The organism is Paradesulfitobacterium aromaticivorans (genome assembly GCF_054657415.1).
Window position 1 is genome coordinate 558,830 of the sequence record NZ_BAAHYT010000011.1, and the last position, 13,128, is coordinate 571,957.

Annotated in this window: 12 protein-coding genes and 2 pseudogenes; all 14 read left to right on the top strand. The window is 47.0% G+C overall.

Features of this window, described 5'->3' with window-relative positions; translation table 11 throughout:
* Positions 1 to 23: 23 nt before the first annotated feature.
* Complete coding sequence (locus ACYQ2N_RS19495; protein WP_460001083.1) at positions 24 to 377, top strand: electron transfer flavoprotein subunit alpha/FixB family protein; 354 nt, start codon at positions 24 to 26, stop codon at positions 375 to 377.
* Between the two features lie 44 nt (positions 378 to 421).
* Positions 422 to 1,033: an electron transfer flavoprotein subunit alpha/FixB family protein gene (locus ACYQ2N_RS19500; RefSeq protein ID WP_460001084.1), complete on the top strand. Its 612-nt coding sequence runs from the start codon at positions 422 to 424 to the stop codon at positions 1,031 to 1,033.
* Entirely contained in the window at positions 1,030 to 1,674 is a 645-nt protein-coding gene (locus tag ACYQ2N_RS19505) for an FAD-dependent oxidoreductase (protein WP_460001085.1), read from the top strand. Before ACYQ2N_RS19500 ends, ACYQ2N_RS19505 begins: the two co-directional genes overlap by 4 nt.
* Positions 1,675 to 1,699: 25 nt before the next feature.
* Positions 1,700 to 1,975: pseudogene (locus ACYQ2N_RS19510) on the top strand (2Fe-2S iron-sulfur cluster-binding protein); the annotation flags it as partial.
* 27 nt (positions 1,976 to 2,002) lie between these two features.
* Positions 2,003 to 3,607, top strand: a complete 1,605-nt coding sequence (locus ACYQ2N_RS19515; protein WP_460001760.1) for an ASKHA domain-containing protein — start codon at positions 2,003 to 2,005, stop codon at positions 3,605 to 3,607.
* 58 nt (positions 3,608 to 3,665) lie between these two features.
* Complete coding sequence (locus ACYQ2N_RS19520; RefSeq protein ID WP_460001086.1) at positions 3,666 to 4,919, top strand: MFS transporter; 1,254 nt, start codon at positions 3,666 to 3,668, stop codon at positions 4,917 to 4,919.
* A gap of 393 nt (positions 4,920 to 5,312) precedes the next feature.
* The gene (locus tag ACYQ2N_RS19525) at positions 5,313 to 6,446 is read left to right on the top strand and encodes a BMP family ABC transporter substrate-binding protein (protein ID WP_460001087.1); all 1,134 of its coding nucleotides are present in this window, start codon (positions 5,313 to 5,315) and stop codon (positions 6,444 to 6,446) included.
* A 114-nt stretch (positions 6,447 to 6,560) separates the two neighbouring features.
* Positions 6,561 to 8,105 (top strand): ABC transporter ATP-binding protein, encoded by a 1,545-nt coding sequence (locus tag ACYQ2N_RS19530; protein ID WP_460001088.1) that lies wholly within the window; start codon positions 6,561 to 6,563, stop codon positions 8,103 to 8,105.
* Positions 8,086 to 9,174 carry an ABC transporter permease gene (locus tag ACYQ2N_RS19535; protein WP_460001089.1) on the top strand — a complete coding sequence of 363 codons (1,089 nt, stop codon included), beginning with the start codon at positions 8,086 to 8,088 and terminating at the stop codon, positions 9,172 to 9,174. The genes ACYQ2N_RS19530 and ACYQ2N_RS19535 overlap by 20 nt, the downstream gene beginning before the upstream one ends.
* Positions 9,167 to 10,096 (top strand): ABC transporter permease, encoded by a 930-nt coding sequence (locus tag ACYQ2N_RS19540; RefSeq protein ID WP_460001090.1) that lies wholly within the window; start codon positions 9,167 to 9,169, stop codon positions 10,094 to 10,096. The genes ACYQ2N_RS19535 and ACYQ2N_RS19540 overlap by 8 nt, the downstream gene beginning before the upstream one ends.
* Before the next feature lie 15 nt (positions 10,097 to 10,111).
* Complete coding sequence (locus ACYQ2N_RS19545; protein ID WP_460001091.1) at positions 10,112 to 10,648, top strand: helix-turn-helix domain-containing protein; 537 nt, start codon at positions 10,112 to 10,114, stop codon at positions 10,646 to 10,648.
* Between the two features lie 141 nt (positions 10,649 to 10,789).
* Positions 10,790 to 11,986, top strand: coding sequence for an MFS transporter (locus ACYQ2N_RS19550; RefSeq protein WP_460001761.1), 1,197 nt, complete (start codon positions 10,790 to 10,792; stop codon positions 11,984 to 11,986).
* 187 nt (positions 11,987 to 12,173) lie between these two features.
* Positions 12,174 to 12,653 carry a DUF6530 family protein gene (locus ACYQ2N_RS19555; protein WP_460001092.1) on the top strand — a complete coding sequence of 160 codons (480 nt, stop codon included), beginning with the start codon at positions 12,174 to 12,176 and terminating at the stop codon, positions 12,651 to 12,653.
* A 51-nt stretch (positions 12,654 to 12,704) separates the two neighbouring features.
* A pseudogene (locus tag ACYQ2N_RS19560) lies at positions 12,705 to 12,980 on the top strand (TipAS antibiotic-recognition domain-containing protein); the annotation flags it as partial.
* Between the last annotated feature and the right edge of the window lie 148 nt (positions 12,981 to 13,128).

Sequence of the window (13,128 nt, forward strand, 5' to 3'; positions counted from 1 at the left end):
AGTCAAAGGATAGGAGGATGACAATGGCAGCAGACGTTTGGGTGCTAGTGGAACGACAGGGTGACGAGCTGCACGAGGTTACACTGGAGTTGCTCGGCGATGCGCGCAAGCTGGCAATGAAGCGGGGTGTGTCTCTCTGCGCAGTTTTGATGGGCGATGGAGTGGCTGCTTTATCAGAGACTCTGGCCCACTTTGGAGCGCAGAAGGTCTTTCTATTGGAACATGCCCTGCTCGCGCAGTACACTACCGACGCCTATGTATCTGCACTAGCCGGCTTAATTAAAGAACACAATCCTGAGGTCGTAATGATTGGGGGTACGCCCAATGGCAATGATCTAGCGCCCCGTTTGGCTGCTCGCCTCAACGTTGGTCTATGAGCAATTGCGTCATATTGAAGAACGACGAACAAGGTGGATTGTTGATGATCCGTCCTAGCTACGGCGACAGGGTCTACACCACTTTGACGTGTTTGACTTCACCAAAAATCGTGACCATTATACCCGGAGCAATTGGTGTCGACAAACCGAAAAAAAATCGTAAAGCGGAGGTTATCCCCGTGGAGGTAAACATCTCTTCCGAGGAGATCCGTACGAAGGTCGTAGGGCTTATTAAGGCCGACCCTTTAACTGTAGACTTAAAAGAGGCGGATATTGTCGTCGTTGGCGGTCGAGGCGTGGGCGGTCCTCAACAGTGGTCCATCATCGAGGAACTGGCCAGTGTGGTGGGTGGGTCTGTTGGGGCGACGCGCTTAGCCTTGGATCAAGGTTGCGCTCCAGAAGAACGACTTGTCGGGGTGACGGGCAGAACAACGAACCCACAGCTATATATAGGGGCTGGCGTTTCTGGCGCCAGTCAACACGTATCGGGTATGAGCAACGCAAAGCTAATCATTGCCATCAACAAAGACAAAGGAGCGCCCATCTTGAAGCTAGCCGACTTGGGCATCGTTGGTGACCTCCATCAGGTGATCCCCGCGCTGATCAAGGGAATTCGTGAGCGGAAAGCAAGTGCGGAAGGAGGTGGCAAGGAATGAAGAAACACGATGTGATCATTGTCGGAGCAGGACCAGCTGGCATCGCCGCCGCCTTTGTCTTAGCGAAGGCAGGAATGGATGTAGTTCTGTTCGAGCGGGGCGAATTCCCCGGTGAGAAGAACATGTTTGGAGGCGTTGTCTACGGGCACGTATTTAATGAATTAATTCCTAACTATTGGGAGGAGGCACCGCTGGAGCGTCCAATTTCTAAGATGGTAATCAGTATACTCGGTGAGGATAACGCCTTGAATATTGAGTTAGATAGTAACCGTCTTAGTATGCCACCTAATAACGGCTATTCTGTGCGGCGTAATTTATTCGATCGCTGGTTCGCGCAAAAAGCGGTGGAGGCAGGTGCGTTACTTGTTAACCGGACAGTCATCGACGACCTAATCATGGAAAATAGTCGCGTAGTGGGGGTGCGTGCCCGACGGGATCAAGGAGAGATGTATGCCAACGTGGTCATTGCCGCTGATGGGGTTAACTCTTTGCTGGCAGAGAAAGCCGGGTTGCGCAAGCCATTTAAGCCGGAATACGTTATAAGAACGGGAACATCCTTGAAGGAGAACCGGACTATCTGGCAGAGCAAATCTTACGCCTCCTGTGCGAGCAAGGTTTTGTCTCTTGATGGCAATGCTTGAATTGGCCTTTTAAGGAGTTGATGCTTTGAGCCTTCATCATATTCTCTTTCTTCCCTCAGAAAGGAACGGTCTAGTCGAGGATGGTGTACTATTACGGACAGCAGCTCGCTCTCTCGGCGAGGGCATTGAAACGATCTGTGGCGAGCGAGCGACCTGCGGCAAGTGCAAGGTGCGGATATTGGAGGGCGTCTTCAAGGAGCACAGTATTATATCGAGCATGTCCCATCTATCGCCACTTGGGGACAACGAAAAGCGTACTGCTGAACGGCATGGGCTACGGCCCGATGAGCGGTTATCATGCCAGGCTCTTGTGCACGGAGACGTGGCCGTGTTCGTGCCAGACGAGAGCCGCGTCGAGTCGCAGATAGTGCGCAAGGCGGTCGGGCAGCAAGCGATTACTGTCATCCCTACGATCCGTAAATACTATGTCGAGCTATCTGCACCCACCTTCGATGACCCTGCTAGCGACTGGGAGCGCCTGATTGTCGAGCTGGAAAGCCGCTTTGGGTTGCGCAACCTTTCTATCGATCATGCTGCACTGCGGACTCTCTCCAGTGCGCTGCGCAGGGGAAGATGGCAGGTTACCATCAGCGTTTGGGATCAGAAGGAGATCATTCGTGTTGAGCCTGGTTATGTCGAGCGGGCCTATGGCCTCGCGGTAGATGTCGGCTCCACGACGGTTGCCGGTCACCTCTGTGATTTGGCAAGTGGTGAGATAGTGGCGACCGAGGCGATGATGAATCCACAGGTGGAGTTTGGAGAGGACATTATTGCCCGAATTTCTTATGCCCAGCAGCCAGGCGGCTTAGATGCGCTGAACCGGGCGATCATGAATGGACTGGACGAGATTGCCCGCAATGTCACTTTGCAGGTCGGGCTGTTGCCAGAAGACATCCAAGAGGCAGTCTTAGTAGGGAACACCGTGATGCATCATATTCTGCTGGGTCTCGACATTGCTCAGTTGGGCATGGCGCCTTACACTCCAGCCATCCGTCACTCGGTAAATGTTAAAGCCCGCGACTTGGGGCTGGCTATCTTGCCCTCGGCCAACGTTCATCTCCTGCCAATCGAGGCTGGCTACGTCGGGGCCGACAACGTCGCGGTGCTGATCGCCGAGGAACCATATAATCACGATGACGTCCGGCTAATCATCGATATCGGAACAAACGGAGAACTGATCTTGGGGAACCGCAAGCATCTGCTCTCAACCTCATGCGCTACAGGACCGGCGTTCGAGGGCGCGAGCATCAAGTTCGGCATGCGCGCCACCCGCAGGGCGATTGACAAAGTGCGTATCGACCCCCAAACGCTGGAGGTGCGCTTCAGCGTGATTGGCTGTCCAAAGTGGAATACGCAGCAACGCGCGGAAGAAGTGCAAGCGCGCGGTATCTGTGGCTCAGGAATCATCGACGCACTGGCTGAGATGCTCACCGCTGGGATCATCGATAAGAGGGGACACTTCGACAAGTCGTTAGCCTCATCACGTCTGCGCACAGGCACCGATGGGAAACCAGAATTCGTGATAGCCTTGCGGGAAGAGACGTCTATCGACCAGGACATCACAGTTACCACCGAGGATGTTGTTGCAATCCAGCTCGCTAAGGCCTCGATGTATGCCGGCGCGCAAATGCTCCTGAGGAGGTACGGAGTTGAGAAGCCGGATAAAGTTATCCTAGCTGGCGGTTTTGGAGCAGTGATTGACCGCCAAAGAGCTCTGACTATCGGACTGTTTCCTGATTGCGATCTAAATAGGGTCTATGCAGTGGGGAACGCAGCCGGCGATGGCGCGCGCATGGCGCTGTTGAACAAGGAAAAACGCGCCGAGGCAGAACGCGTCGCAAGTCAGGTAGAGTACGTTGAGCTGACTATCGAGCCGAGCTTCACGGAGGCCTTTGTCGCTGCCACTCGCTTTAACGGCGCGAAGAAAAAGTAACTGTACGTCATTCTACGGATGAAGTGCCGTCGGATAGTAAATTACTGGGAGGTTTAAAATGAATAACAAAGGTGTTCATTATGCATGGGTCATTTTATTTTCCGCATGTATTATTATGGGTGTTTCAATTGGTATAGCCGGTCAGAGCGCAGGTATATTTTTCACTCCTGTGGCTAAAGAATTGGGAGTCGGCAGAGGGCCGTTGGCAACATACATGATGATTCAAGCAATTGTTACGATGTTAACTTTACCTTTTGCCGGCAGAATGCTCCCCAAATTAAATTTTAGATTGGTTCAAAGTTTAGTTTTGATAGCTTTGTTATCATCGTTTATGGCTATGTCTCAATATCATTCCTTGCTTGGCTGGTATATTAGCGGTGCAATAAGCGGTATCGCCTTAGCATTTACGGGCTTTTTGGCTGTACCGATCATGTTAGGTAACTGGTTTAAGAAGAAGACCGGGTTTGCTATCGGGATAGCGATGGCTTTCACCGGAGTCGGTGGAGCAGCCTTTAACATGATTGGATCGATGCTAATCAAGGATTATGGCTGGAGGACCGGTTATTGGGGTCTTGGACTAATCGGGTTGGCTTTGGTATTGCCTTGTACGCTTTTGCTTGTCCGTTTTAAACCAGCAGATAAAGGAATGTTGGCTTATGGAGAAGAAGAGTCGACTGATGTTGCAAGCATATCCCAACAGCAAACAGCAGCTTCTTTATCAGGAGTTTCGGCCTCAAGAGCGCTAAAGTCACCGTCATTTTGGCTTATTTTTATCACGGCAGGTTTACTTTCCTTTAATGGGATTTTCACTCAACATATTCCTTCCTATATTATTTCACTTGGGTTGTCGGCGACTACAGGAGCAACTATGATATCGATTATTATGCTTGTTTCAATAATAGCCAAAATTGCTCTGGGTGCGCTTAATGACAAAATTGGTATTATTAAGGCTTCTACCATAGCAATTGTGGTTGTAATAGCGGGATTGGCAGTCCTCCTAGTCAGCGGACAGAATACAACTCTGCTTACTGCCGGAGCCGTACTTTTTGGGATTGGCATATCGGTATCAGCAATTGAACCACCATTACTGGTACGACAGGTTTTCGGTTCAAAAGATTATAGCACCATATTCTCCTACGTAATGATGGCTTTAAATTTAATGGTTGGTATAGGGGTAAGCGTTTTTGGTTTTATTTATGATCTCCTTGGTTCCTATGGACCAGCGATCATTGTAGTGATAGTTTCGTATGCTCTTGTACTATTAGCAATTATATTATCTATCAATTTGGGTCGTAATTTGTTAAAAGAGTGATAAAAACGTAAAGGTCACGCTTATAACTAACGTGTCAAGACTTGTTGCTAAAGATAACTTACTAGTTATTGAGGGGGTTAACATGCATAAAGGGCTTTTTACTCATACTAAAAATTCATTGTAATTGTTAATTATAAGTAATATAATACGGTTATAAGTAACTCAAACTTGTAAAGCAAAGAAGCTTACTGAGATATATTATCTATTATCTACTATCTCAAGGAAGCTTCTTTTTATTTAAATCAGAGTAAAAACTTAACCTCTGTAAAGCCAACGAAGGGGGGGTTGCCCAGGAGTGAGCTTAGAGCTGGGAAACAGCCATAGGCACAGCTCACTGTATTGGTCAAATTGATCTTTAGATTGGCATTGTAAAGAAAGGGGAAAACAGGAGAAATGAAATTGAAGCGTCGAAGTTCAGTATTTGTTGTGGTGTTGATGTCTCTTATTTTGATTATTGCCGGATGTGGCAGCAGCAAGGATACTGCAACCAAGCCGGCAGATGCACCTGCAACACCGGCTGCGGCAGAAAAAATTAAAGTAGCCTTTGTCTATGTTGGACCGGTAGGGGATGCAGGTTGGACCACAGCCCATGATAACGGGCGTAAATACTTAGTTGAAAAAATGCCGAATGTGGAAACGACCATTATGGAGAGTGTACCTGAGGGTGCCGACTCTGAGCGGGTTATTACTCAATTAGCCGAAAAAGGGAACAAGATCATTTTCACGACCAGTTTTGGTTACATGGATCCAACAATTAAGGTGGCTGAAAAATATCCGGATGTCGTGTTTATGCATAATTCAGGATTTAAAACGGCTAAAAATGTCGGTACTTATTTCGGCCGCATGTATCAGGCCCGATATATGAGCGGCATCGTAGCAGGTAAAGCCACGAAAAGCAACACGATTGGCTACGTCGCAGCCCATCCCATTCCTGAAGTCATTCGTGGTATCAACGCTTTTACTTTAGGGGTACAATCCGTGAATCCGAATGCTAAAGTCAAAGTAGTTTGGACCAATACCTGGTATGATCCGGCTGCTGAAAAAGATGCTGGGAAAACTCTCTTGGCAGCGGGTGCCGATGTAATCGCTCAGCATCAGGATACCCCCGGACCGATGCAGGCTGCTGAAGACCAGGGTAAATTCGGTATCGGCTACAACACCGATATGTCTAAGATGGCACCGAAGGCTGTCCTTACCTCTGCGATTTGGAATTGGGGTCCTTACTATGTTAAAACGGTAGAAGCGGTTCAAAAAGGCACCTGGACGAATGAACAGTACTGGGGTGACCTAAGTGAAGGGATCATCGGACTGGCACCTTATGGCCCGATGGTAAGTGAGGAAACTAAAGCACTCGTCGAACAGGCAAAACAAAAAATCTTAAGTAAACAATGGGATGTCTTCACCGGTGAGATTAAAAACCAAAAGGGTGAAGTGAAAGTTGCCAAGGGACAGAAGATGACCGATGCAGAATTGCTAAGCTTTAACTGGTTTGTTCAAGGAGTGGAGGGTACAATTCCCACGCCCTAAATGATTCTTAATTAATTGTTCTAATACAACAGGGGGCTGACTAAAATCACAGCCTCCTGTTTTAAGCATGATAGCAGTCTACATCAAATTCAGTCTTAATTAAGGGGTAAAGAAATGAAACAGCCACTCATTAAATTACAGGGAATTGAAAAGAAATTTCCAGGGGTGCTGGCGAATGATCAGGTGGACCTGGATATTTACCCCGGAGAAATCCATGCTGTCTTAGGAGAAAATGGGTCCGGGAAAAGTACCCTAATGTCTATACTTGCCGGACTATACCGGCCTGATGCCGGCAAGATACTGGTAAGTGGAGTTGAGCAAAAATTCCGTTCACCCAGGGATGCCATTGCCTGCGGTATTGGAATGGTGCACCAGCACTTTAAGCTGGTAGAGCCCTTTAGTGTGGCTGAAAATATTACTCTTGGCGAAAAAGGTTCCTTTATTCTATCAGCGGAAAAACTTAAATCAGAGATTAATGAGCTTAGCAAAAAATACGGGCTGGTTTTGAATCCAGACGCTAAAATTTGGCAGCTCTCCGTGGGTGAAAAGCAGCGAGTCGAGATCGTGCGCATGCTTTACCGCGGTTCTAAAGTCTTGATATTGGATGAACCCACTGCTGTGCTAACACCTCAGGAAGCGAGAGAACTGTTTATCAATTTACGCAACATGGCTGCTGCAGGCTGTGCCGTGGTCCTGATAACTCATAAATTAAATGAAGTTCAGGAGGTGGCAGACCGGGTTACTGTACTGCGCCAGGGAAAGCTGGCCGGAGTACTGGAAAAGAGCCAAGTCACTGCCGAGGAGATGGTCCGTTTAATGGTTGGCAGGGATGTAGTTATGAATTATGATAGAAAACCTTCTTCCGGGGGCCGGGTTGTTTTAGAACTGGATAAGGTGACAGCCCTCAATGATTTGGGGCTTCCTTCCTTACGGGAGTTCTCGCTTCAGGTACGGGAAGGGGAAATATTTGGTCTTGCAGGGGTTGCTGGAAATGGTCAGCGCGAACTGGCAGAAGTCATTGCAGGTTTACGGCCGCTTGTAAACGGTAAAATTCGCATGGATAACCAGGATCTTTCCAAGCTATCGCCCCGTCAGATTATTGACCTGGGGGTAAGTTATGTTCCTGAGGATCGCCTAGGCATGGGGTTGGTGCCCCAACTTAATGCCATGGAAAATCTGATTTTGAAAAACTATCATCAGCCCCAATACTCGGGACGTTGGCTGCTGAAACCAAAGGTAATCCAAAAGCATGCAGAGACTCTGGTTAACCAGTACCAGGTGAAGCTCGCCAATCTGCGCCAGCCGGTAAAAATGCTCTCTGGCGGGAACCTGCAAAAGCTATTATTAGCAAGGGAAATTTCCGGTTCACCCAGACTTATGGTCGTCATTTACCCGGCCCGTGGGCTTGATATCGGGGCCACTGAGGCGGTGCATAAACTGCTGCTGGAGCTAAAGACTCGCAAGACAGCGATTCTGCTCATATCCGAGGACTTAGATGAAATTTTCAAATTAGCTGACCGGGTAGGTGTGATGTTCAATGGTCAACTGAACGGGGATTTCCCCATTGAACAAACTGATTTGGAAGAAGTGGGGCTTTTAATGACGGGTTCCCGCTCAGTGAAAGAAAGGAACAATGACAATGAGCCGGCTTACATTTAATCTCGAAAAACGATTGAACCCTTCGCCGGTAATGGTTATAACCGTGCCTTTCATATCGGTGTTGTTGGCCCTGATGTTGGGGGCGGTCTTTTTATCCTTAACCGGAGAAAACCCGCTTGCGGTTTACGCCACGATGTTTGGGGAAGCCTTAGGTTCGAAATATGGAATCTCTGAGACAATCGTCAAAGCCATCCCTCTCATGCTTAGCGCTTTGGGGATTTCTGTGGCCTTCAAAATGCAACTGTGGAACATCGGTGCCGAGGGACAATTATACATGGGGGCGCTTGCCGCAACCTGGCTCCCTTTGACCTATCCTAACCTGCCAGGCTATTTGATGTTGCCGGGTATGGCTTTGTTGGGCATGGCGGCGGGCGGAATCTGGGGTCTTCTGCCTGCGATACCGAGAGCTATTTGGAAGGTCAACGAAATTATTACCACCTTAATGCTTAATTATGTCGCGATCCTATGGGTGGACTACCTAGTTTACGGTCCTTGGAAGGATCCAAAGGGCTTAAATTTTCCTTTCACTGCTCCTTTTCCTGAGGCAGCAAGGCTGCCAGGGTTGGGAGATTCCCGTGTCCATGCCGGTTTACTTATTGCGGTGCTATTATCTATTCTCCTGACCGTGATTTTCAAGTACTCGCGTTGGGGCTATGACCTTAAAGTGATTGGCTCAAGTGAAAGGGCAGCCCAGTATGCAGGCATAAATATTAAAAGAAATATTTTTCTGGTTATGTTAATTAGTGGAGCAATATCGGGACTGGCCGGGATGACCGAGGTAAGCGGCATCGTTGGACGGCTTCAACACGGCCTCAGCTCGGGCTACGGATATACCGCCATTATTATCGCATGGCTCAGTAAATTGAATCCGCTGGTCATTGTTATAGTATCTGTTCTATTCGGGGCTCTCCAGGTAGGCGGTTACGCAGTTCAAATTGAAGGTGTTCCCGCTGCCGTAGCAGCAATGCTCCAGGGTGCGATCCTATTCTTCGTACTGGGCGGGGAAGTGCTTACAAATTACCGCGTCAAACTGGCAAGAGGGAAAGGGGCGGAATTGAAAAATGAGTAATGAGTTCTTGATACCGTTATTGGCAGCCGCTGTCACCGCTGGTACGCCCATTCTCTTTGCCGCTCTGGGAGAACTGATTACTGAACGTGCGGGAATTATCAATTTGGGTGTTGAAGGAATTATGCTTGTTGGAGCGGTGGCTGGGTTTATGATGACTGTTGCTACCGGCAGCCCTTGGATGGGTTTGTTGGCATCAATGCTGGCAGGGGGTGCAGTTGCCCTGATTCATGCCGTTCTAACTATTACCTTACGGGCCAATCAGGTAGTAAGTGGATTAGCCTTAGTGATCTTTGGAACAGGGCTCAGTGGGTACTTGGGCAAAAACTACGTCGGAATTCCCGTGCCGAAGGCTTTTACTCCCGTACCGCTGGGTCCTTTAGCAGACATCCCGGTACTCGGCCCGGTTCTGTTTCAACATGATGTTTTAGTTTATATCAGCTATGGGTTGGTGATACTTCTTTTCTATTTCATGTATCATACCCGGCCAGGATTAAATCTGCGGGCACTGGGTGAAAATCCGGCGGCGACGGATGCCCTGGGTCTAAATGTCTTTGCCTTAAAATATGTTTATGTCGTTGCAGGCGGCGTCTTGAGTGGGATTGGGGGAGCCTACCTCTCTCTGGCTTATGCCCCCAGTTGGCTGGAGAACATGACGGCAGGCCGCGGCTGGATTGCTGTAGCCTTGGTTATCTTTGCCCTCTGGAACCCGTTGCGAGCCTTGCTGGGCGCTTATCTGTTCGGCGGAATTGATTCCTTGGGTTTTCGTCTTCAGGTAATGGGCGTCGCAATTTCGCCTTTTATTCTCAAAATGCTTCCCTATCTGTTTACAGTTATTGTTTTAGTGATGGTCGTAGCGCGGCACAAGGGACGGCTTGCTGCGCCCGGAGCATTAGGCCTGTCATATGACAGGGAGGAGAGATAGGAGAGTATTATTAGCATGTTGGGTAATAAGATTCGCCTTAAAAGAATGGAGAAGCAACTCACTCTCAAGGAGTTGGCAGAAAGGACCGGTGTAACTCAAGGGTTTTTAAGCCAAGTCGAGCGGGGTCTAACGGATCCGTCCATCACTACCTTAAGACGTATATCCAATGCGCTTAATGTACCCATATTTTATTTCCTTATGGATGAGGCCAAATCAAACCCAGTCGTAAGAAAAGATGAGCGTCAGATTTTGAAGTTTCCCGATTCCCATCTTACCTTTGAGCTCTTATCACCTGATTTAAACCGCAGCATTGAGATGATGATGGCACGTTTGGAGCCGGGTGCAGTGACCTGCGATGAACCACTAACTCACCCTGGAGAAGAGAACATTGTCGTGATTCAGGGTGAGATGAAAATTCAGATCGGGGAAGAAGTTTACTTTTTGGCCGAAGGAGATAGTATCTACTATTTTTCCAGTATTCCTCATAAGATTTGGAGCATTGGTACAGAGGATTTGATATTTATTTCGGCAATTACCCCGCCTGAATTTTAAGTTGAGAACCCCATCACCCTGGATGATGATCGCAGAGTCTTTCCAGTGCCCATGCTTCTCGAAAACGTTAATATACTCATCGGCGAGATTGATACCGCCGGTAAAGAACTTAATGAGGTAGTAATGATGAGTGAAGAAAAAATGTCCTCAAAAAAGATTTTAGGCATTGAACGAAACATTTTTTTCGTTGGAATTACCAGCTTTTTAACGGATACTACCACAAAAATGATCTATGCTGTTATGCCGTTATTCTTAATGACCTTAGGAGCCTCGAAAACGGAGCTTTCTTTAATTGAAGGAATTGCCGAAAGCACAGCTTCGATCCTGAAAGCATTATCAGGCTGGTGGAGTGATAAAATTCGCAAGAACAAACCTTTTATGATCGTTGGATATGCGTTCACAGCAATTCTGTCCCCCCTCTTTTCCTTAGTAACGACTCCGTTTCAGGTTCTAATTATTCGGTTTACCGAAAGGGTTGGCAAAGGAATAAGAACAGCTCCTAGGGACAGTTTAATAGCCGTTTCTTCGGGAGATTCCACAAGAGGTAAGAATTTTGGCTTTCATAAAGCGATGGATAACAGCGGAGCCATAATAGGACCACTTCTGGCCTCAGGCATCTTATTGCTTTTCCCTGGCAATTACCGCCTGGTATTTGTCCTTGCCGCCACACCGGGCTTATTGGGGCTGATTTCTATTATTCGTTTTGTTAAGGAAGCAAAATCTGAGAAGGCGGCACCCCTCGGAAAGATTACTTTTAAGGATTTCTCCAAAAAATACTATGTTTTTTTAGGAATAGTTTTTATCTTTACTTTGGGGAACTCAACAGATGCTCTCCTTTTAGTTAAAGCCAGTGATATAGGAATTCAAGCTGCCCTTATACCCATTGTTTATTTGATATTCAACTCTGTGTCGGTCATATTCGCTGTTCCTGCCGGAATATTGTCAGACAAAATTGGGAGGGAAAGACTGATTATCTTTGGTTACCTGCTTTATTCAATTATCTATTTCGGATTCGGCAGGACAAGCAGCAAAGTTGTGCTCGTTATGCTCTTTGCCTTGTACGGACTTTACAGTGCTGCAACGGACGGGGTTCAGAAGGCTTTGGTTTCAGATCTCATTGATAAGAATAAAAGGGGCACCGGCCTGGGAATATACAATAGCCTGATAGGAATAACACTTCTTCCGGCCAGTGTTATTGCAGGCTTACTTTACGATCAGGTTAATAACAGAGCACCATTTTATTATGGTTCAGTTATGGCGCTGATTGCGGCTATCCTGATGATTGCTTTCTTCCAAAGAAATAGGCTAAGGACAGTAAAGGAAGTTGAAGAGTTCTAGGAGCGACTTATGATAATTATTAAATAAAGGCAAAACAACTTAAAAAGCAAATGAATTTGAAGCCGTTACTTTTGTAGCGGTTTTTCCGTTTTATTTGACATGGCGTGTTAGAAGAAGTATAATCAGCCTAGTTACTTAGTAAACAACTAGGTTACTAGATCAGTAAACAAATTTGGAGGTTGAATTCATGAAAATACCAACAACTTTAAAGCATAAACCGGTAATTGTCTCTGAGAACTATGAAAATGTGGATGGAAGATATGCTTATAATTCTGATGCAAAAGGGCTTTCTTTAGGATTAGCTCAGTGGAATGATCGTGGTAAGGTTGATGTTTCAGCCAAGGTATGGAGATATACCGGAGAAAAATGGTCGAGACAGTCTGAGGAATTACCACTTCACCGTGTACTGGATCTTGCAATTCTAATCTGTAGAGCAAAACTTCATTTTCGTGAAGCTTATCGCTATGAAAAATTATACGATACCGAAAATCCTATTATTGACAGAGTGGGTTTACAGGGTGATGCCATGACGGTGGCCGTCTGTACTGATAATGAAAAGATCGATGAAGATCTTAAATTATTCAACCAGGCTCTCAGTAATGATGACGAGCTTATAGGTGAGCGCTTGCGTACTTTATCAAGGATTCTTAAGGAGATGGGATATTAAAAACCGCTTTACATTAACGTAACGTAAAGGTGTATAGTTATCCCGTGATGAGAACAATACGATGAGGTTACGAAGCTTACGAATAAGGTTATGGAAACCCTTCAGGCGGCGTTTCAAACCGGTGATCCTGCCGGCGAATTAGCCCAAAAAGCAGCAGATCTTCATCGCCGGTGGTTATGCTATTATTGGGATAGCTACTCGAAAGAGGCGCATGCAGGAGTGGCTCAGATGTATGTCGATGATCCGAGGTTTACCGCATATTATGATGAGAAACAACCTGGATCGGCAGCATTTCTAAGAGATGCAATCCACATTTATACGGGTTGAAGAAATAAGCGCCTAAATGGCGGCCATTTTAAGAGGAAGACTGTGTTTAAAACACAGTCTTTTTGTGCTACGATAAGGTTAATAATACATAAATTGGCTACTAACTCCACGAAGAAAAGGACATCAGTGAAGGGGGGGAGGAGATTAT